General features: G+C 44.2%; 19 protein-coding genes. 14 read left to right on the forward strand and 5 right to left on the reverse strand.

Annotation, left to right across the window (positions count from 1 at the left end; translation table 11 throughout):
- The first annotated feature begins 6 nt into the window (after window positions 1–6).
- Window positions 7–1,353, forward strand: coding sequence for an MATE family efflux transporter (locus EV212_RS10410; protein WP_243115535.1), 1,347 nt, complete (start codon window positions 7–9; stop codon window positions 1,351–1,353).
- 27 nt (window positions 1,354–1,380) lie between these two features.
- On the opposite strand, the gene EV212_RS10415 is transcribed toward EV212_RS10410, so the two are convergent.
- Window positions 1,381–1,824, reverse strand: a complete 444-nt coding sequence (locus EV212_RS10415; protein ID WP_132092865.1) for a CYTH domain-containing protein — start codon at window positions 1,822–1,824, stop codon at window positions 1,381–1,383.
- 235 nt (window positions 1,825–2,059) lie between these two features.
- Between EV212_RS10415 and EV212_RS10420 the strand changes: the two genes are divergently transcribed.
- The 7 genes from EV212_RS10420 to EV212_RS10450 all read left to right on the forward strand — a co-directional run bounded on the left by EV212_RS10420 (window position 2,060) and on the right by EV212_RS10450 (window position 10,379).
- The gene (locus EV212_RS10420; RefSeq protein ID WP_132092868.1) at window positions 2,060–2,284 is read left to right on the forward strand and encodes an alpha/beta-type small acid-soluble spore protein; all 225 of its coding nucleotides are present in this window, start codon (window positions 2,060–2,062) and stop codon (window positions 2,282–2,284) included.
- A 202-nt stretch (window positions 2,285–2,486) separates the two neighbouring features.
- Entirely contained in the window at window positions 2,487–3,761 is a 1,275-nt protein-coding gene (tig, locus tag EV212_RS10425; protein ID WP_132092871.1) for a trigger factor, read from the forward strand.
- A 30-nt stretch (window positions 3,762–3,791) separates the two neighbouring features.
- Window positions 3,792–4,373 (forward strand): ATP-dependent Clp endopeptidase proteolytic subunit ClpP, encoded by a 582-nt coding sequence (gene clpP / locus EV212_RS10430; RefSeq protein ID WP_132092874.1) that lies wholly within the window; start codon window positions 3,792–3,794, stop codon window positions 4,371–4,373.
- Window positions 4,374–4,402: 29 nt separating this feature from the next.
- Window positions 4,403–5,704, forward strand: coding sequence for an ATP-dependent Clp protease ATP-binding subunit ClpX (clpX, locus tag EV212_RS10435; RefSeq protein WP_132092877.1), 1,302 nt, complete (start codon window positions 4,403–4,405; stop codon window positions 5,702–5,704).
- A gap of 78 nt (window positions 5,705–5,782) precedes the next feature.
- Complete coding sequence (gene lon, locus EV212_RS10440) at window positions 5,783–8,122, forward strand: endopeptidase La (RefSeq protein WP_132092880.1); 2,340 nt, start codon at window positions 5,783–5,785, stop codon at window positions 8,120–8,122.
- 10 nt (window positions 8,123–8,132) lie between these two features.
- Complete coding sequence (yihA, locus tag EV212_RS10445; RefSeq protein WP_132092883.1) at window positions 8,133–8,726, forward strand: ribosome biogenesis GTP-binding protein YihA/YsxC; 594 nt, start codon at window positions 8,133–8,135, stop codon at window positions 8,724–8,726.
- 51 nt (window positions 8,727–8,777) lie between these two features.
- A complete protein-coding gene (locus tag EV212_RS10450) occupies window positions 8,778–10,379 on the forward strand; it encodes an MBL fold metallo-hydrolase RNA specificity domain-containing protein (RefSeq protein WP_132092886.1) in 1,602 nt (533 codons plus the stop codon).
- A 25-nt stretch (window positions 10,380–10,404) separates the two neighbouring features.
- Here EV212_RS10450 and EV212_RS10455 read toward each other — a convergent pair whose 3' ends face one another.
- Genes EV212_RS10455 through EV212_RS10465 form a run of 3 tightly spaced genes read right to left on the reverse strand, consistent with a single transcriptional unit; the run spans window position 10,405 to window position 13,140 of the window.
- Window positions 10,405–10,941 (reverse strand): DUF4364 family protein, encoded by a 537-nt coding sequence (locus tag EV212_RS10455; RefSeq protein WP_132092889.1) that lies wholly within the window; start codon window positions 10,939–10,941, stop codon window positions 10,405–10,407.
- 32 nt (window positions 10,942–10,973) lie between these two features.
- Window positions 10,974–11,984 carry a TIGR01212 family radical SAM protein gene (locus EV212_RS10460; protein ID WP_132092892.1) on the reverse strand — a complete coding sequence of 337 codons (1,011 nt, stop codon included), beginning with the start codon at window positions 11,982–11,984 and terminating at the stop codon, window positions 10,974–10,976.
- A 1-nt stretch (window position 11,985) separates the two neighbouring features.
- Window positions 11,986–13,140 (reverse strand): NAD(P)-dependent malic enzyme, encoded by a 1,155-nt coding sequence (locus EV212_RS10465; RefSeq protein ID WP_132092895.1) that lies wholly within the window; start codon window positions 13,138–13,140, stop codon window positions 11,986–11,988.
- Window positions 13,141–13,285: 145 nt separating this feature from the next.
- Between EV212_RS10465 and EV212_RS10470 the strand changes: the two genes are divergently transcribed.
- From EV212_RS10470 to EV212_RS10485, 4 genes are all read left to right on the forward strand, one after another.
- Window positions 13,286–14,392, forward strand: coding sequence for a DUF362 domain-containing protein (locus EV212_RS10470; protein WP_132092898.1), 1,107 nt, complete (start codon window positions 13,286–13,288; stop codon window positions 14,390–14,392).
- 27 nt (window positions 14,393–14,419) lie between these two features.
- On the forward strand, window positions 14,420–14,647 hold the full coding sequence (locus EV212_RS10475) for an HPr family phosphocarrier protein (protein WP_132092901.1): 228 nt from the start codon (window positions 14,420–14,422) through the stop codon (window positions 14,645–14,647).
- A 50-nt stretch (window positions 14,648–14,697) separates the two neighbouring features.
- Window positions 14,698–15,096, forward strand: coding sequence for a thioesterase family protein (locus EV212_RS10480; RefSeq protein WP_132092904.1), 399 nt, complete (start codon window positions 14,698–14,700; stop codon window positions 15,094–15,096).
- Window positions 15,097–15,446: 350 nt separating this feature from the next.
- Window positions 15,447–16,343, forward strand: coding sequence for an Rpn family recombination-promoting nuclease/putative transposase (locus EV212_RS10485; protein WP_132092907.1), 897 nt, complete (start codon window positions 15,447–15,449; stop codon window positions 16,341–16,343).
- Window positions 16,344–16,448: 105 nt separating this feature from the next.
- Here EV212_RS10485 and gdhA read toward each other — a convergent pair whose 3' ends face one another.
- A complete protein-coding gene (gene gdhA, locus EV212_RS10490; protein ID WP_132092910.1) occupies window positions 16,449–17,780 on the reverse strand; it encodes an NADP-specific glutamate dehydrogenase in 1,332 nt (443 codons plus the stop codon).
- A 290-nt stretch (window positions 17,781–18,070) separates the two neighbouring features.
- On the opposite strand from gdhA, the gene rho reads away from it, so the two are divergent.
- Together rho and rpmE are read left to right on the forward strand one after the other, a co-directional pair.
- Window positions 18,071–19,507 (forward strand): transcription termination factor Rho, encoded by a 1,437-nt coding sequence (gene rho / locus EV212_RS10495; RefSeq protein WP_132092913.1) that lies wholly within the window; start codon window positions 18,071–18,073, stop codon window positions 19,505–19,507.
- 134 nt (window positions 19,508–19,641) lie between these two features.
- Entirely contained in the window at window positions 19,642–19,848 is a 207-nt protein-coding gene (rpmE, locus tag EV212_RS10500) for a 50S ribosomal protein L31 (protein WP_132092916.1), read from the forward strand.
- Window positions 19,849–19,913 lie beyond the last annotated feature (65 nt).

Consider the following 19,913-nt stretch of genomic DNA (forward strand, 5'->3'; position numbering starts at 1 on the left):
GTACATATGTCATCTGGACAGGTGGATTTCAGCGGCGAAAATGTCCGCCGCAATGTGTTAGCTGTAGCAGCCCCGATGTTGGTGGCTCAGATTGTTAATTTACTTTATAATATCGTAGACCGGATTTATATCGGAAAGATTCCCGGTGAGGGAATGATTGCGCTGGCCGGACTGGGCCTGTGTTTTCCGGTAATTACGATGGTCACTGCTTTTGCGAATCTGTTTGGTCTGGGCGGTGCGCCGCTATGTTCCATAGCGCGGGGAAAGAAAGATACGGAAGACGCGCGGAAAGTCATGAATAACGCCTTTTTTATGTTGATCCTGACCGGACTTTGTATCACCATTTTAGGGATTGCTTTACATAAACCGATACTGTATCTCTTCGGAGCCAGTGACGCAACCTATCCATATTCTGCCGGATATATGATCATTTATCTTCTGGGAACTGTTTTTGTCATGATTTCCCTTGGTATGAATCCTTATATTAACAGCCAGGGCTTTGCAAAAATCGGCATGAAAACCGTAACGCTGGGCGCCGTGAGCAATCTGATCCTGGATCCGATATTTATTTTTGTATTTCATTTCGGCGTTCAGGGAGCGGCCATTGCGACGATTATTTCGCAGCTTTTTTCGGCGATATGGGTATTGAGATTCCTGACTGGCAAAAAAGCGGAGCTGACCTTAAATCTCCGGGGATTTCGACCGGAGTGGGACTGCATTTTAGAAATTGCCAAGTTGGGAACGTCAACCTTTGTCATGTCTTTTACCAACGGACTTGTACAAGTTGTCTGTAATGCTATGCTCTCCGTCTATGGCGGAGATCTCTATATCAGTGTCATGACGGTGATCAATTCCATCCGGGAAATCGCACAGACACCGGTAATGGCCGTGGCCGATGGCTCTTCGCCGATTATCAGCTATAATTTTGGCGCGCAGAAGTACGATCTGATGAAAAAGGCGATTCGGTTTATGACCCAGATCTGCTTTGCTTATTCGTTCATCATCTGGGTTTCGATTTCAGCTTTTCCTGAATTATTTATTCGAATTTTTAATCAGGATGCGGAATTGATCACGGCGGCAGTTCCATCATTGCATATTTACTTTTTTGGTTTCTTTATGATGGCATTCCAGTTTACCGGACAATGCGTCTTTAAGGCGTTGAACAAAGCGCCCCAGGCCGTATTTTTTTCCATATTGAGAAAAGCCATTATTGTGGCGCCGCTGACAATTATCCTGCCGCGGATCGGCGGTCTGGGTGTGGCCGGTGTGTTTATGGCCGAACCGATTTCAAATTTTATCGGTGGCCTGGCCTGTTATATTACCATGCAGTGTACAGTGCTTCGAAAATTATAATCGTAGGTCTGAGATGGAAGCCGTAAATTATTTTTGACTCAGGGTACTGTTGTGATATTCTGTGGAAAAGGTCACGTCTTTACCAAAATATTCCGGCGGTTGAAAACTTTCCGCTTCTTCAATGGTCGGAAATTCGACCTCGGCCAGAATCAAACCTTCAAATTTTCCGTGAAATATATCGATTTCAATCGTCAGATGGTCACCGAGGGGAATCTTATACCGGGTCTTTGTCAGCACATTTCCGTCGGCTTTTCCAAGCAGATGGGCGTAAGCTTCGGCATTCAGCGGCAGATTGTATTCCTCCCGGGCCATAAGCCCTTTTGACTTATAAGTCAGGTAATAGGTCTCATCCTGACGGCGCACCCGAACGACCGGTTCCGTATTTAAATAGGCCTGCTCAATCTCATGACTTGGATAAGCCGTCACGTCGAAGGGCAGTTTGTCGATCAAATACTTTCTCTCAATTTCCATATAGTTTTCCTTCCTTTTTTAAATTTAAGTAATAATAAAGTTTTTTCTTGAATATTTTAGTGGCATTGCGCTACTTTCTGCCGGCCATTACCAATATTCACAGTGTTAAAATATTCTTTGCTTTCAGTATATCCAAACCGCCTAGAAATTTCCATCATAAAATTTTGAAGTCGGCAGATAATAGTATCAGAATAAGTCAGCGGTACTTATTCAAAATCATTTGGAGGTGAAAGATATGTCTAATTCAACAGGAACAGGATCTAACGGAAGCCGTATGGAAGTGCCACAGGCAAAGGATGCTATGGATAAATTCAAAATGGAAGTAGCAGGCGAACTTGGCGTAAATCTGAAGAGCGGTTACAACGGTGATTTAACATCTGCAGAAGCAGGTTCGATCGGCGGTGAAATGGTTCGTCAGATGATCCGCAGACAGGAAGAACAGATGTCTGGTCAGAAATAATCTTTTGACTAAAATCTGGGGTTAGGTAAGAACAGTCTCTGAAAGTCTGGCATGCAAATGCCGGCTTCCGGGGACTGTTTTTCGTGTTAAATTTTTTCAAATTCGCCTATTTACATATGACTTTTCATATTATATACTATAGATTAGAGTGCGTAAAAATGCTCTCATGCATTTTGCCTAATTAAGGAGGAATAGAAATACAATGAGTGTACAGGTAGAAAAGTTAGAAAACAATATGGCAAAATTGACCATTGAAGTCGCTGCTGAGGAATTTGTTGCTGCAACGAAAAAGGCTTATAATAAAAATAAAAATCAGATTTCCGTACAGGGCTTCAGAAAAGGTAAAGCACCACAGGCAATTATCGAAAAACTTTACGGTGCAAGCATTTTCTATGAAGATGCTGCCAATGATCTGATTCCTGGTGCCTATGAAGCAGCAGCAAAGGAGTCCGGACTGGATATCACATCCTATCCAAGCATTGATGTGGTACAGGTTGAAAAAGGAAAACCATTTATCTTCACTGCAGAAGTTGCTTTAAGACCGGACGTTGAATTAGGAGAATATAAAGGCGTTGAAATTGAAAAAGTCAGCGCTGAAGTTACGGAAGAAGATATCGAAGCTGAAATCAAAAAAGTTCAGGAACAGAACGCGAGAGAAGTTACTGTAGATCGTCCGGCTGAAAATGGCGACACAGTAATGATCGACTATGAAGGCTCCGTAGACGGTGAATTATTTGAAGGCGGTTCCGCAGAAGGTTATGGCCTTGTCCTTGGTTCCGGTTCCTTTATCCCGGGATTTGAAGATCAGTTGATCGGTGCTTCCGCCGGTGCGGATGTGGATGTTCATGTAACTTTCCCGGAAGCATATCATGCAGATGATCTGGCAGGAAAAGAAGCTTTATTCAAAGTTAAAGTACATGAAGTTAAAACAAAAGACTATCCGATCGTAGATGATGAATTTGCACAGGATGTTTCTGATTTTGACACATTAGAAGAATATAAAGAAGATTTAAAGAAGAATCTGGCAGAGAAAAAAGTTCAGGAAGCAAAGGCTGAAAAGCAGCAGAAAGTCATGAATGTTGTTGTAGGCAATGCGAAGATGGATATTCCGGAAGCTATGGTTCGCAAGAGCACAGATGATATGATGAACCAGTATGCTCAGGAACTGGGAGCACAGGGCCTCAGCATGGATGTTTACTTCAAATATACAGGTATGACACCACAGCAGCTTGCTGAGCAGTTAAAACCTCAGGCATTGGCGAATATTAAGAACCGTCTTGTTCTGGACGCCATTGTTGCCGCAGAAAATATTGAAATTACAGATGATGAAATTGAGGCTGAAATCCAGCGCCTTGCTGAATCCTGGAATATGGAAGCAGACAAGGTAAGAAGCTACATGGATGTAGATTTGATGAGAAATGATATGTCTGCACAGAAAGCGCTCGAAATGATTACGGACGCAGCAGTAGAAAAATAATCAGCCTGACTTATAACAGGAGGAATAAAATTGAGTTTAATACCTTATGTTGTTGAACAGACAAGCAGAGGCGAGCGGTCCTATGATATTTTTTCCAGACTTTTAAAGGATCGGATTATTTTCCTTGGGGAAGAGGTAACCGATGTTTCTGCGAATCTGATTGTATCCCAGTTACTGTTTTTAGAATCGGAAGATCCGGGAAAGGACATCAGCCTTTATATCAACAGCCCGGGTGGTTCCGTGACTGCGGGTATGGCGATTTATGATACGATGAATTATATCAAATGTGACGTGTCCACGATCTGTATGGGTATGGCAGCCAGTATGGGAGCTTTTCTTCTGGCTGGCGGAACAAAGGGCAAGCGCATGGCGCTGCCGAATTCCACAATTATGATTCATCAGCCATCCGGTGGTGCTCAGGGACAGGCTACGGAGATCAATATTGTCGCAGAACAGATTTTAAAAACACGTCAGCGTTTGAATGAAATTCTTGCGGCCAATACCGGAAAACCTTTAGAGATCATTGCACAGGATACAGAACGGGATAATTACATGACGGCCCAGGAAGCCAAAGAATATGGATTGGTTGATAAAGTCATTGTCAGCAGATAACATTTTATAGAAAGGCCGGAGGTATCATAATGGCAGGACGTATGGAAGACAAGAAGATTCCAAGATGTTCTTTTTGCAATAAGACCCAGGATCAGGTCAGAAAATTAATTGCAGGTCCGAATGCATTTATCTGTGATGAATGTATTGGAATCTGCTCGGAAATTATTACCGAAGAGTTTGAAGAGGAAGAGGATATTGCCGAAGGCATCCGTCTGATGAAGCCGATGGAAATCAAAGAGTTTCTGGATGATTATATTATCGGACAGGATGATGCGAAAAAGGCGCTGGCGGTCGCTGTCTACAATCATTATAAACGCATTATAGCGGATAGTGATTCCGATGTGGAACTCCAGAAAAGCAATGTGCTTTTGATCGGACCGACCGGTTCAGGTAAAACTTTGCTTGCCCAGACACTGGCGAAGATGTTGAATGTACCGTTTGCTATTGCAGATGCGACAGCCCTGACCGAGGCCGGATATGTCGGTGAAGATGTAGAGAATATTCTTCTTAAACTTCTTCAGGCAGCGGACTTCGATGTGGAACGGGCCGAATACGGCATTATCTATGTGGATGAGATTGATAAAATTACCAGAAAGTCTGAAAATGTTTCGATCACGAGAGATGTTTCCGGAGAAGGTGTTCAGCAGGCGCTGTTGAAAATTCTTGAGGGAACGGTAGCCTCTGTACCGCCTCAGGGCGGGCGTAAACATCCGCATCAGGAGTTTATTCAGATTGATACGACAAATATTCTCTTTATTTGCGGAGGCGCTTTCGATGGATTGGAAAAGATCATTCAGTCCAGAATTGGCCAGAAGGGCATTGGATTTAATTCCACTATCCGTCAGAGCGAAGAAGAGACAAATATTGGCGATTTATTCCGTCAGACATTGCCGGAAGATTTGATCAAGTTTGGTTTGATTCCGGAATTTGTCGGTCGTGTGCCGGTATGTGTGGCTCTTGATCTGCTGGATGAGGATGCGCTGGTCCAGATATTGACTCAGCCGAAGAGTGCACTAGTGCGCCAGTATAAACGGTTATTTGAGATGGATGGCGTGCGCCTGGAATTTGAACCGGAGGCCGTAAGAGAGGTGGCTCACCGGGCCTTCGAGCAGAAGACCGGCGCCAGAGGACTTCGGGCGATCATTGAAGAGACGATGATGGATATCATGTATCGCCTTCCGTCGGAAGAACTGGTAGATTCCTGTACCATCACAAAAGAAGTGGTGGATGGTCAGGGCGAACCAGTATTGACTTATGGTGAGAAAACACCTGTAAAACGAGTGACAGGCAGTAAAAAAGCACCGAAAAAGAGCAGCGGTGAGATTGCTTGATTAAGACGAATGTAGATTGGGGGCTGTACCAAAAAAGGTACAGCCCTATTAGTTCATTACGGGAGTGTGATACAAAAGATGAATGATATATGTTTAGAATTGCCAGTGATTGCACTGCGGGGAATGACAATTCTGCCGAATATGATTGTTCATTTTGAAGTCAGCCGCAATAAATCGCGGATGGCCATCGAAGCGGCAATGTTGGGTGACCAGAATATATTCCTTTTGACTCAAAAGGATGCAACAGTGGAAGACCCGGGCCGGGATGACTTATATGAATTTGGCACAGTAGCAAAGATCAAACAAATTGTGAAGCTTTCAAAAGATTCGCTCAGAGTGATGGTTGAAGGAACCTACAGAGCCCATCTGGATGATTTGATGATGACAGAGCCGATGCTTAAAGCAGAGGTTACGGTTTTTGATAAAACCATCTGTGAGATTGATGATGTACAGAAGGCCGGATATGTGCGTTATCTCCATGAGCTTCTGGAAAGTTATTCCGTGCAGAATCCGAATTTCAGCAGTGAACTGGTTCGGCAGCTTATGGAAGAAGAAAATTTGCTGAAACTGGTAGATCAGTTGTGCACAAATCTGCCGATGGAGTATAAGCAGCGGCAAAAATGTCTGGAAACCGTAGACCTCCAGATGCGTTTTGAGGTGCTGGCCCAGTTTATGACAAAAGAAATAGAGATGATACAGATTACCCGGGAGATTCAGGCAAAAGTGAAAGAACGGGTTGATAAAAATCAGAGGGAATATATTCTTCGGGAACAGATGAAGGTCATCCGGGAAGAGCTTGGTGAAGATAATACCCAGACCGATGCAGAACAGTTTGAAGCTCAGCTTCAGGAGCTGGAAGCCAATGACGAGGTGAAGGAAAAAATTCAAAAAGAAATTGACCGGTTCCGTTCATCGTCCAATATGGCTTCTGAAAACGGCGTGATCCGCGGCTATGTGGAAACCCTTTTGTCCATGCCGTGGGATAAGCGGGATGAGGAAAAAGTCAGTCTGAAACAGGCGGAGAAGATTTTAGAAGAAGATCATTATGGACTGGAAAAGGTTAAGGAACGTATTCTGGAGTATTTATCGGTGCGTCTTTTGACAGGAAAAGGTGAAAGTCCGATTTTGTGTCTGGTCGGACCGCCGGGAACAGGAAAAAGTTCCATTGCCAAATCTGTTGCCAGAGCTCTGGATAAAAAGTTTGTTCGTATCAGCCTTGGCGGTGTCAGGGATGAAGCAGAGATCCGGGGACATCGAAAAACCTATGTGGGCGCTATGCCGGGACGTATTGCCTCCGCTCTGAAAAATGCCGGGGTGAAGAATCCGGTCATGCTGCTGGATGAAGTGGATAAGGCGAGTAACGATTACAAGGGGGATGTTTTTTCGGCGCTTCTGGAGGTTCTGGATTCGGAGCAGAATTCCAGATTCCGTGATAATTATATTGAACTGCCGGTAGATTTATCCGAAGTTCTCTTTATCGCTACGGCGAATACATTGTCTACGATTCCGAGACCGCTGTTGGATCGTATGGAAGTCATTGAAGTCAACAGTTATACGGAAAATGAAAAAATGCACATTGCCAAAGAGCATCTCATTCCTAAACAGATCAAGATCCATGGTTTAAAGAAGAGCCAGATATCGATTACAGATAGGGCTTTGGAAAAGATTATTGTCCACTATACCCAGGAAGCCGGCGTTCGTAATCTGGAGCGTCGGATAGGGGATATCTGCCGCAAATCGGCCAGAGAGATTGTGGAAGAAGATAAAAAGAATGTGAAGATCGGTGTAAAGACCCTCAGCAAGTATCTTGGAAAAGAACGCTACACCTTTGATGAGGCGAATACGAAGGATGAAGTTGGTATTGTCCGGGGACTGGCCTGGACCAGTGTTGGTGGCGTTACGCTCTCTGTGGAAGTCAATGTCCTTCCCGGCAATGGAAAGTTTGAATTGACCGGACAGCTTGGCGATGTGATGAAGGAGTCGGCACGGGCCGGAATCAGTTTTATCCGTTCCATGTGCGGAGAATATTTCATACCGGAGAATTTCTTTGAGGAACAAGATATTCATATTCATATTCCGGAGGGGGCTGTGCCGAAGGACGGGCCGTCGGCCGGTGTCACCATGGCGACAGCGATGATTTCAGCCATTACAGGAATTCCGGTAAAAGCCAGCGTGGCAATGACCGGTGAGATCACGCTCCGTGGACGGGTCCTTCCGATCGGCGGTCTGAAGGAAAAACTGCTGGCAGCCAAAGTCGCTAAAATTAAGACAGTAGTCGTACCGGTGAAAAATCGTAAAGATGTGGAAGAGATGGATGCCGAGATTTACGAAGGTATGGAAATTGTCTATGCGGAGGCTATGGAGGACGTACTGAAAACCGCTCTGGTCCATATGCCTGAAAAGACAGAAAGTGAATAAAGGAGATTGTATGCACGTTATTAAAAATGTCAATCTGGAAACCGTCTGTGGAATTACAAGCAAACTTCCGGAAAATACTCTGCCGGAGGTGGCTTTCGCGGGAAAATCCAATGTGGGAAAATCTTCACTCATTAATGGATTGATGAATCGAAAATCCTATGCCCGGACTTCGCAGCAGCCGGGAAAGACCCAGACCATCAATTTTTATAATATTAATGAAGAGATTTATTTTGTTGATTTACCCGGTTATGGCTATGCCAAAGTTTCTGAGGCAGTGAAGGCGAAGTGGGGAACAATGATCGAACGTTATCTTCATACATCGAATCAACTCCGACTGGTATTTTTGCTCATTGATATCCGGCATGAACCGTCGGCCAATGATAAACACATGTATCGGTGGATCGTGGAACAGGGATTCAATCCGGTCATCATTGCGACCAAGCTGGACAAATTGAAACGCAGTCAGGTTCAGAAACATGTAAAGCAGATCCGGGTAGGCCTTGATGTGACCGAAGGTACGCCGATCATTCCATTCTCAGCAGTGAGCAAGCAGGGAAGGGACGAAATCTGGGATTTGATTGAACAATATGCACTAAATTTATAGTAATTATCCTCCATTTCGTATATAATAATAAATATGAAATGGGGGATTTTTATGCGTTTAACATTTTCAGGAGCTGCCCATGAAGTGACGGGAAGCTGTCATTATCTGGAAGCATGCGGACACAAAATATTTATTGATTATGGGATGGAACAAGGAGAAGATTTTTTTGAGAATCAGCCGGTAGCTGCCGCTGCGGCAGAAGTGGATTATGTGTTTTTAACCCATGCCCATATTGATCACTCAGGCTTACTGCCTTTATTGTATGCGGAGGGTTTCAGGGGAACCGTTTTTGCAACAAATGCGACAAAACAGCTCTGCGGAATCATGCTTCGAGACAGTGCCCATATTCAGGAATTTGAGGCAGAGTGGAAGAATCGTAAGGGCCGTCGGGCCGGAAAACCGGAAGTTATGCCGACCTATACAATGGAAGATGCGGAAGGCGTTCTTGAACATTTTGCCGGTTGTGATTACAACAAAATCATTGATGTGTGCCCGGGAATCCGTATTCGGTTTACTGATGTGGGTCATTTGCTTGGGTCTTCATGTATTGAAATATGGATCAGTGAAAACGGATTACAGAAAAAGATTGTTTTTTCCGGTGACGTGGGCAACACAGATCAGCCGTTGATCAAGGACCCGTCGACGGTGGAAGAAGCGGACTATGTGGTCATTGAATCTACCTATGGCGACCGTTCCCATGGCCAGACCCGGCCGGACTATGTGGCGGAACTGAGCCGGATCATTCAGGAAACTTTTGACCGGGGAGGCAATGTGGTCATTCCATCCTTTGCGGTGGGACGTACACAGGAAATGCTTTATTTTATTCGTCAGATTAAAGCGGAGAACCGCATTAAGGGACATGATAATTTTGAAGTCTATGTAGATAGTCCGCTGGCGATTGAGGCCACGACGATCTTTAATCAGAATATTTATGAATGTTTTGACGAGGAAGCGATGGCTCTGGTCAAGCAGGGAATTAATCCGATTACTTTCCCGGGGCTGAAAACGTCGGTTTCCAGTGAAGAATCAAAGGCGATTAATTTTGACAGCCGACCGAAGGTCATTCTTTCGGCTTCCGGTATGTGCGAAGCCGGTCGAATCCGTCATCATTTAAAACATAATCTGTGGCGGCCGGAATGTACAGTTTTGTTTGTCGGTTATCAGGCAAATGGTACGCTGGGACGTGCCCTGGTGGAGGGGGCTCAGGAAGTGAAGCTTTTCGGTGAGACGATTGAAGTTCTGGCCCATATTGAACAGTTGGCAGGAATCAGCGGTCATGCGGATAAACAGGGATTGATCCGCTGGCTTCAGGGATTTAAAAAGAAGCCGGAGCGGGTATTTGTCGTACATGGTGAAGACGCCGTGTGTGATGTCTTTACAGAGTGTCTCAGAAATGAATATGGTTATGATGCGGTGGCGCCGTACAGCGGCACCAGCTATGATCTGACGGATAATAGCTGTGTGGTCGATGCTGTTCCGGTACGCAAGTCGAAGAAAGCGGCAGCCAGAAAGGCAAGCTCTGTATTTGAGCGGCTCGTGGCTGCGGGGAGACGGCTTATGGTCGTTATCCAGCATAACGAAGGCGGAGCCAATAAAGATTTGGCCAGATTGGCAGATCAGATCAATAATCTCTGCGATAAATGGGACAGGTAGAAGTTTTGAAATGAAAAAATGCGGATTATCCATCCGCATTTTTTTTTGTCAGTAAAGTTGTCATCAGGTAATCATAAATTTGACTGCTCTGCTTGTGCCAGTGATCACAGATCAGTTCGGCCTGAAGTTCGGTAGGCACGGTAAGCTGAAGTTTAAGCAGCGGTTCCTTTCCATCTTTAAGAAGAAGTTCTACGTCAAATTCCTGATTTTTTTTTGGAAGATAGCTGGCGGTCACTTCATTGGTCTGGCGGAGGGCATAGTGCTTGTCTGCTAAATAGGAGCAGATATCATTTTTTATGCCGTCGGAAATAGAAGAGGAAAAAGCCTCCAAAGTTTCCCGGCCAGAAGGTGTCAACCGGTAGTAGGAGCTGTTATTTTTCTGGTCAACAGAAATAAACTGGGCTTCGATCAAATCGGATATGGCCGCCTGGGTTGTAAAATAGGTGGTGTATCCTTTGTCCAGAAGAAATTCGCATACCTGAGAATTTGTAAGAGGAAATTCGGAGGCATCCAAAATATAGAGAATCATTAATTTGTATAAAGTAGATGGATCGGCAATCATAAATATTCCTTTCCTGACCGGCAGCCAGTGTTTTAAAGGGGCGTGTATAAACGTCCCTGCCAGGTGGCGCGGGTTTTAAATGTGTGATGGATGGTGTTGAGAACCTGTTTTTTATGACTGCTCCACAGGGGTGCAGTTAATATATTTTTCGGCCCGTCGCCAGTGATACGGTGAATGACCATTTTCGGCGGCAGGATTTCGATACAGCGGATAATTAAAGCAGCGTATTCCTCCTGTGTCAGTATGTGGAACGGGTGTCGGCGGTAGAGCACGTCCAGATCTGTTCCGCGAAGTATATGGAGTAATTGTAATTTTATTCCTTGAATCGGCTGCTGTGCAAGAAAACGATGGGTTTCCAAGATGTCATCTTCTGATTCGCCGGGAAGGCCCAGAATCGTATGGACAATGGTGTCGATACCGGCTTCGTTCAGACGGCAGAGGGCATCTGTAAAAACATCTAAAGTGTAGCCGCGGCGGATAAAACGGGCAGTATCCTCATGAATCGTTTGAAGGCCCAGTTCAATCCAGACGGGTTTAATGCGATTCAACCGTTTTAAAAGTTCGATAATATCCGGTGAAAGACAATCCGGTCGGGTGGCGATGGAGAGAATCGCCGTTTCCGGATAGGAAAGGGCAGACATATATAGCTTTTCTAAATGTTCCATCGGCGCATAGGTATTCGTGAATGCCTGAAAATAGGCAATGAAGCGGCGGCCGGTATATTTCTTGGAAAGAAGGTTCTTTCCGGCTTCTAATTGGGAACAGATATTTTCTGATAGATGCCCTTCGGGCGGGCGCACTTCGTCAAGCTGTGTGCGATAAGGTTTAGATAGTCTGGCTCCGGAAAAATCCCCGGAACCTCCGGCGCTGCAAAAAATGCAGCCCCGATTTCCGAGGGTACCATCCCGGTTGGGACAGGTGAAACCACCGTCCAGAGCAATCTTATAAATCTTTTCACCAAAATGTTCCTGCAGATATTGACTGAGTGAATAATAAGGTTTTCCATGCCACAGGCGAAGGGCTTCTGCGTAATTTGAAACCATATTATTTGGTAATATGGTCTTTTACGGCTTTAGAAACTACGTCAACGATTCGTGGGTCAAATGGATCCGGCATGATAAAATCTTCGGATAATTCTTCATCGGAGACAAGTCCGGCCAGAGCGGCAGCAGCAGCCAGTTTCATTTCTTCCGTAATCTGGCGGGCACGGCCTTCCAGTGCGCCTTTGAAGATGCCCGGGAATGCGGTGACATTATTGATCTGGTTCGGAAAATCAGAACGACCGGTACCGACGACACGTGCACCGGCAGCTCTTGCGATATCTGGCATGATTTCCGGAACCGGATTCGCCATCGCAAACATGATAGCATCCTTGTTCATAGAAGCAACCATTTCGGCTGTAACGATACCCGGTGCGGAAACGCCGACAAAAACATCTGCGCCCTTTAAAGCGTCGGCCAGAGTCCCTTCTTTATTTTCAAGGTTAGTGTATTTGGTCATTTTCTCCTGCATCCAATTGAGATTCGGGTAATTTTTCGAAATAATACCGAAGCGGTCGCACATAGTCACGTGCCTGAAACCATAGTTCAGAAGAAGTCGTGTAATTGCCACGCCTGCAGAACCGGCGCCGTTGACAACGACCTGGCAATCCTCTTTTTTCTTTCCTGTGAGGCGGAGTCCGTTCATAATACCGGCCAGGACAACGATGGCTGTTCCGTGCTGGTCATCGTGGAAAACAGGAATATCCAGAGCTTCTTTTAAACGGGTTTCGATTTCAAAGCACCGCGGTGCGGAGATGTCTTCCAGATTGATTCCGCCAAAAGCCGGTGCAATACGGATGACAGTTTCAATAATCTCTTCTGTATCATGTGTGTCCAGGCAAAGCGGGACGGCATTGACATTTCCAAATTCTTTGAACAGAGCGGCTTTTCCTTCCATAACCGGCATGGCGGCATAAGCACCGATATTTCCAAGGCCAAGAACGGCGGAACCGTCGGATACAACAGCAACCGTATTTGCCTTACTTGTATATGTGTAAACTGCATCTTGGTTTTCAGCAATGACTTTACATGGTTCGGCAACGCCTGGTGTGTAGGCGAGAGCCAGATCTTCCCGGGTTTTAATACGGCATTTGGAAGTTGTTTCAATTTTTCCCTGCCATTCTTCGTGGAGTTTTAAAGCTTTCTCATTATCTGCCATTTTTTATGTTCCTTTCATCATAAGTTTCGTTACATACATGAATAATAATAGCATTTACCATGGATGAAATCAAGAAGAAATGGATTGACAGCCTTTTCGAGGCGTATTAGAATTGAAAGAGTAGGATAACAAAAGGAGAAAGATAATGGAAAAATCGAAAGTTTATTTTGCAAATTTTCGTGCGACTGTGCAGGAAAATATACAACAGAAGCTGGCACGTCTGATGAAGACAGCCGGAATGGATACGATTGATTTTGATAAGAAATATGTAGCGATCAAGATTCATTTTGGAGAACCGGGTAATCTGGCTTATCTGCGTCCGAATTATGCAAAGACCGTTGTGGATTCCGTAAAAAGTATGGGTGGAAAACCATTTTTGACGGATTGCAACACGCTTTATGTCGGTGGACGTAAGAATGCTCTCGATCATCTGGACAGCGCTTATGTTAATGGATTTTCACCATTTTCAACCGGATGTCACGTCATTATTGCCGATGGATTAAAAGGAACAGATGAAGTGCTTGTACCTGTAGAGGGCGGTACCTATGTGAAAGAGGCAAAGATTGGCCGGGCTGTTATGGACGCGGATATTATCATTTCGTTGAACCATTTTAAAGGTCATGAGGCGGCTGGATTTGGCGGAGCTATTAAAAATCTTGGCATGGGCTGCGGTTCCAGAGCAGGAAAGATGGAGATGCACAGTGCAGGCAAGCCAGAGGTATCTGCAAAAAAATGTGTGGGTTGTGGAATGTGCAAGAAGATATGTGCCCATGAGGCAATTACGATCACTGATAAAAAAGCATCAATCGATCATAATAAATGTGTGGGCTGCGGACGCTGTATCGGAGTTTGTCCGACAGATTCTGTAAAGCCGGTATATGATGAGTCCAATGATATTATGAACTGTAAGATGGCAGAATATACAAAAGCTGTTGTGAATGGGCGGCCGGCCTTTCATATTAGTCTGGTAATGGATGTTTCACCATTCTGTGACTGTCATGGTGAGAATGATGCGCCGATCGTGCCGGATGTGGGAATGTTTGCATCTTTTGATCCGGTGGCATTGGATCAGGCTTGTGTGGATGCGGTCAATGCACAGCCGGTTAGCCGAGGAAGCCTTTTGGAAGAAGTTGAACATGTGCACCACGATCATTTCACGGATGTTTCTCCGGATACAAACTGGAAAAGTTGTCTGGAACATGCCGAGAAGCTTGGATTGGGAACGCGTGAATATGAATTAATTCAGATTTAAATTCTAAATTTAACAGGAGGAATAAAAATGAAAGAAGCAACTATTTTATTACAGAGTATTGAAGATGTGAAAGAGTTTAACCGTATTGTAGCTGTATATGATGGAGATGTGGATTTAGTATCCGGGCGTTATGTCATCGATGCAAAGTCGATCATGGGTATCTTTAGTCTTGATTTGAGCAAACCGATCAATATTCAGGTCCATGGAGATAATCCGGATTCGTTAATTGATTCTTTAAAGGCATTTATTCAGTAATTTTCAGTAAAGCAGTATGATTTTAGGGTTGTGGCGGAAAAGGAGAAATTATGGAAAAAGAACAGTTATTAGGAACAACATTTACATGTGAGCAGGTGGTTACACCGGATATGACAGCAGCCAGCGCTGTTCCGGGAACACCGAACGTATTCGGAACACCGATTTTGGTCGCTCTGGTTGAAAAGACCTGTTTCATGTGCATGGATCAGGCAAGTGCAGAAGGAGAAGCCAGTGTTGGGGTTACGCTGGATATTACCCACTCTTCACCAACACCTGTTGGTATGAAAGTAACCTGTACAGCAAAAGTTGAAAAAGTGGATAAGAAGATGGTGACATTTTCTTATGAGGCTGTCGATGAAGCTGGTGTTATCGGAACCGGCACTCATGTCAGAGCTTATGTCCAGAAAGATAAGATTGAGGCAAAGGCAGCAGCAAAATTGAATAAATAGGAAATTATTTTCTAAGGAAAAGCCATGGTACTGCTCCAAAATAGATAAGGAGTGGAACCATGGCTTTTATTATTGTATAAAGCAATAATTTTATGTGAACACTATTGTAAAAATGCCCCGATGAATTGTTATTGCAGTTTGGTCGGAGTTCTTCTATACTGGTCTTGTCAGGCAGATACATTTCCAGAGCCTGCGAAAAAATTTCTGCCTATTCGGGCAACTCGTAATATATGCCCTTCGAGCAGCCGCGCTATGTCAGGCTTCGCCCGATAAGGTCTTTAATCCTGATCAGGAACGAAAATCCACTGTTTAAATGAATAAAATTATGATAAAATGAAGGAGCAATATGCATGGAAGAAAAGAAAGCATTAAAAGATTTAAACCTTATAAACCGTTTTTTATTTGCAGAAGTTATGGATGATCCGGAGGTAAATCAGGATGCCCTGAGCATTATTCTGGGACAAAATGTCCGGCTGCTTTCATCACCACAGACAGAGAAAGAGCATAGAGTGTCACCTTTGGCGAAATCCATACGAATGGATGTATTTTCTGTGTCCGAGGAGGGAACTGTCTATGATATGGAGGCTCAAAGTACATACCAGACGGATTTACAAAAACGAAGCAGATATTATCAGTCGTTGATGGACAGTTCGTTGCTGGAACCGGGGGTTGAAAACTATAATCAGTTAAATGATTCTTATATCATTGTCATAGCGGATTATGATATTTTTGGTCTTGAAAAGTATTGTTATACCTTTAAAGCAATGTGTGAAGAACATTCATCGCTACCTCTGAGAGATGGCGCTGTACGGATTTTTCTGAATACCCGGGGAAAGAATGAAAGTGAGGTTTCCGATGAACTGGTCGAGTTTCTTCATTATATGGAAAATACAACGGATAAGGTTGCGTCAGAAACAGGTAGTGAACGTATTCAGCGAATTCATGAACGGGTGAATAAGGCGAAGAGAAGCGAGGCGGTAGGAATGAGATTTATGCGGGAGATGGAAGAGCGAAATGCAGCCAGAGTGGAGGGTCGTATGGAGGGTCGTATGGAAGGTCGTATGGAAGGCCGTATGGAAGGACGACGGGAGGATATTTTAAATTTGCTGGCGAATCTGGGCGATGTGCCGGATTATCTTACAGAACAGATTCGGGGTCAGAAGGACGAAGACGTTCTGATGAACTGGTTATTACTGGTGGCAAAAGCAGAATCGATTGAAGACTTTGCAAGTAAAATACGAAAGTAGAATGATGAGATGAATATACGAAAGATAAGAAAAGCCATGATACCGACTCAGGTGGATCACCTGAACTATCGATAGTCATGGCTTTGATTTTAAAAAGGTGATGAATTAGCAAACGCCCTGTGCAAGCATAGCATCGGCAACTTTTTTGAATCCGGCAATATTTGCACCGGCAACGAAGTTATCTTCTACACCGTATGCTTTTGCAGCGTCATCGATGCTATGGAAGATATTTACCATGATGCCACGGAGCTTTTCATCAACTTCGTCGAAGCTCCAGCTCAAGCGCATGCTGTTCTGGGACATTTCCAGTGCGGAAGTAGCAACGCCGCCGGCATTGGAAGCTTTACCAGGAACGAAGTAAATCTTGTTTGCCTGGAGATATTCTGTAGCTTCGAGGGTTGTAGGCATGTTCGCACCTTCAGCAACAACCTTGCATCCGTTGGCAACAAGCGCTTTTGCATCATCCAGATGAAGTTCGTTCTGTGTTGCGCATGGCAGAGCAACATCACAAGGAACGGTCCATACGCCGGTGCCTTCATGGTATACAGCCTCTGGATGTTTTTCAATATATTCTTTAATACGTCCGCGACGTACTTCTTTAATATCTTTTACGAGGTCAAGATCGATGCCGTTTTCGTCGTAGATCCAACCGTTGGAATCACTGAGAGTCACAACTTTAGCACCGAGCTGAGTGGCTTTCTCTGTAGCGTAGATGGCTACGTTACCAGCACCGGATACAGCAACTGTTTTGCCTTCTAATGTATCACCCTTGCATTTTAATAATTCATCAACAAGGTACACAAGACCATAGCCTGTAGCTTCCGTACGAGCCAGGGAACCGCCATAGGTCAGCCCCTTACCGGTAAGGACGCCTTCGGAGAGGTTACGGATACGTTTGTACTGTCCGTAGAGGAAGCCAATCTCACGTCCGCCAACACCGATATCACCGGCTGGAACATCTGTATCAGCACCAATATGACGGCATAATTCTGTCATGAAGCTCTGACAGAAAGCCATAACTTCACGGTCGGATTTTCCCTTTGGGTCAAAATCGGAACCGCCTTTGCCGCCGCCGATCGGAAGACCTGTCAGTGAGTTTTTGAAAATCTGTTCAAAACCGAGGAATTTGATAATGCTCAGGTTTACAGATGGATGGAAACGAAGTCCGCCCTTGTATGGTCCGATGGCACTGTTAAACTGTACACGATAGCCACGGTTTACCTGAACTTTGCCATTGTCATCTACCCACGGAACACGGAACATAATCACACGTTCTGGTTCTACAATACGTTCCAGAAGGGATGCATCCTGATATTTTGGCTCGTTGTCCACGACCAGTTTCAGAGAATTCATAACTTCTGTAACGGCCTGAATAAATTCTGGCTCATTTGGATTCTTTTTGATAACACTTTCAATGATGCTGTCAGTATAAGACATAAGATTTTTCCTCCTTGATTAGTTTGCGTTGTATAAGTTAAATTTTAGTGCAATTATAGTATAGTTTTTTTGGAAATTCAATACTTTAATTGAATAAAATTGAAAAAAATGTAAGACAGTGTATTAAAAAGTACAGCGTGTATTGATTCGTATTGAAAAGTCGAAAATTGCGAAAAATTTTCCTTTATTTATTGATATTTTGGTGTATAATGAAAATATCTGCGAGCGCATCTGATCTTATTTTTCCCAGGAAATTGAAATAATATGTACATAATTGAAGGAGGATACTTATGAACGAAAAGTACGCGACTTTGTCGCTGGTTCAGTTAAAAGAGCTGGCAAAATCACAGGGTGTTAAAAATGTATCCACAATGAGGAAAGCGCAGCTGGTTCAGCTTATGGGCGAACTGGAAGAAAAATATAATAGAGAAAAAAACGAGTTCCGGGAGGAACAGAAATACCGGGAAAAGAATGATCTCGGGGAAGAGAAGAAACACCGGGAAAAGAGTGAGGTTCGGGAAGAAAAGAAAATGGAGCATTCGACGGAGCCTGGTGGAGAAGGGGCAGACGTTCGTATGGACAGTTCTTTTGAAGCACTGGACAGTGGCCAGATAGCTCATGGCATTTTAGAGGTCTTATCAGATGGCTATGGTTTTATCCGGTGTGAAAATTATCTGCCGGGCCCGAATGATGTCTATGTCTCGCCGGCTCAGATCCGCCGGTTTAATATGAAGACAGGTGATATCGTTGCAGGAAATATCCGGGTAAAAACACAGAATGAGAAGTTCGGTGCATTGTTATATGTAAAATCCGTCAATGGCATGCATCCGAGTGAAGCAACCCGGCGCATGAATTTTGAAGATATGACGCCGATTTTTCCGGATGACAGGATTCGGCTTGAAACAGTGCGTTCCAGTGTGCCCATGCGGATCATGGATCTGGTATCGCCAATCGGTAAGGGGCAGCGAGGCATGATCGTAGCGCCGCCAAAAACAGGAAAGACGACTCTGCTAAAGCAGATTGCAAAAGCGGTAACGACAAATCATCCGGATATGAATCTTATTATCCTGTTGATTGACGAACGGCCGGAGGAAGTCACGGATATACGGGAGTCTATTGTGGGCAAAAATGTGGAAGTTATTTATTCGACATTTGATGAATTACCAGAGCATCACAAACGTGTATCTGAGATGGTACTTGAGCGGGCCAAACGTCTCGTAGAACATAAAAAAGATGTCATCATTCTTCTGGACAGTATTACCCGGCTGGCCCGGGCCTATAACCTGACAGTTCCGCCGAGTGGACGAACATTGTCCGGCGGTCTTGATCCGGCGGCCTTGTATATGCCAAAGAAGTTCTTTGGAGCAGCCAGGAATATGCGGGAGGGAGGAAGCCTCACAGTGCTTGCGACTGCTCTTGTGGAAACCGGGAGTAAGATGGATGATGTTGTTTTTGAAGAATTTAAAGGAACTGGCAATATGGAATTGCTGCTGGATCGAAAACTTTCGGAAAAACGGATTTTTCCGGCAGTGGATATTGCACGTTCAGGAACACGACGAGAAGAATTGCTTTTGTCCAGAGAGGAATTGGATGCGTCTTATGCGATGCGTAAAGCCTTGAATGGCATGAAATCCGATGAAGCCCTGGAGCGGATTCTTGATATGTTTATGCATACCGAGGATAATAAAGCTTTTGTTTCCATGATGAAACGGACCAAGATATTTTAGAATTTTTGACAAAAGATTTTGAAAAAACTCTTGAAAGCATCTCGCAACCATGCTATAATGAAAAAGCTGTTTTTATAGTGAACAAAATTGATTCGTCAGTTTTATAATAAGAAAGTTTGAGCGAGGTGAAAAACATGAGAGAAGGAATTCATCCAAAATATTATCAGGCAAAAGTAACTTGCAACTGCGGTAATGAATTTGTAACTGGTTCAACAAAACCGGAAATTCACGTAGAAATTTGTTCTAAATGCCATTCTTTCTATACAGGTCAGCAGAAAGCTGTTGCAGCTCGTGGCCGTATTGATAAATTTAATCGTAAGTATGGTATTACTCAGGAATAAGAGGAATGTTACAGGGAAGGTTGAGGTTTTAAAAAAATCTCAACCTATTTTTCTATAGAGGTATG

Source organism: Frisingicoccus caecimuris (genome assembly GCF_004340975.1).
GTDB lineage: Bacteria > Bacillota > Clostridia > Lachnospirales > Lachnospiraceae > Frisingicoccus > Frisingicoccus caecimuris.

Excerpts from the sequence above, each read along its gene's own strand:
- EV212_RS10410 (WP_243115535.1), top strand. The coding sequence starts at position 7 with ATGTCATCTGGACAGGTGGATTTCAGCGGCGAAAATGTCCGCCGCAAT.
- EV212_RS10415 (WP_132092865.1), bottom strand. The coding sequence starts at position 1,824 with ATGGAAATTGAGAGAAAGTATTTGATCGACAAACTGCCCTTCGACGTG.
- EV212_RS10420 (WP_132092868.1), top strand. The coding sequence starts at position 2,060 with ATGTCTAATTCAACAGGAACAGGATCTAACGGAAGCCGTATGGAAGTG.
- tig (WP_132092871.1), top strand. The coding sequence starts at position 2,487 with ATGAGTGTACAGGTAGAAAAGTTAGAAAACAATATGGCAAAATTGACC.
- clpX (WP_132092877.1), top strand. The coding sequence starts at position 4,403 with ATGGCAGGACGTATGGAAGACAAGAAGATTCCAAGATGTTCTTTTTGC.
- lon (WP_132092880.1), top strand. The coding sequence starts at position 5,783 with ATGAATGATATATGTTTAGAATTGCCAGTGATTGCACTGCGGGGAATG.
- yihA (WP_132092883.1), top strand. The coding sequence starts at position 8,133 with ATGCACGTTATTAAAAATGTCAATCTGGAAACCGTCTGTGGAATTACA.
- EV212_RS10450 (WP_132092886.1), top strand. The coding sequence starts at position 8,778 with ATGCGTTTAACATTTTCAGGAGCTGCCCATGAAGTGACGGGAAGCTGT.
- EV212_RS10455 (WP_132092889.1), bottom strand. The coding sequence starts at position 10,941 with ATGATTGCCGATCCATCTACTTTATACAAATTAATGATTCTCTATATT.
- EV212_RS10460 (WP_132092892.1), bottom strand. The coding sequence starts at position 11,984 with ATGGTTTCAAATTACGCAGAAGCCCTTCGCCTGTGGCATGGAAAACCT.
- EV212_RS10465 (WP_132092895.1), bottom strand. The coding sequence starts at position 13,140 with ATGGCAGATAATGAGAAAGCTTTAAAACTCCACGAAGAATGGCAGGGA.
- EV212_RS10470 (WP_132092898.1), top strand. The coding sequence starts at position 13,286 with ATGGAAAAATCGAAAGTTTATTTTGCAAATTTTCGTGCGACTGTGCAG.
- EV212_RS10475 (WP_132092901.1), top strand. The coding sequence starts at position 14,420 with ATGAAAGAAGCAACTATTTTATTACAGAGTATTGAAGATGTGAAAGAG.
- EV212_RS10480 (WP_132092904.1), top strand. The coding sequence starts at position 14,698 with ATGGAAAAAGAACAGTTATTAGGAACAACATTTACATGTGAGCAGGTG.
- EV212_RS10485 (WP_132092907.1), top strand. The coding sequence starts at position 15,447 with ATGGAAGAAAAGAAAGCATTAAAAGATTTAAACCTTATAAACCGTTTT.
- gdhA (WP_132092910.1), bottom strand. The coding sequence starts at position 17,780 with ATGTCTTATACTGACAGCATCATTGAAAGTGTTATCAAAAAGAATCCA.
- rho (WP_132092913.1), top strand. The coding sequence starts at position 18,071 with ATGAACGAAAAGTACGCGACTTTGTCGCTGGTTCAGTTAAAAGAGCTG.
- rpmE (WP_132092916.1), top strand. The coding sequence starts at position 19,642 with ATGAGAGAAGGAATTCATCCAAAATATTATCAGGCAAAAGTAACTTGC.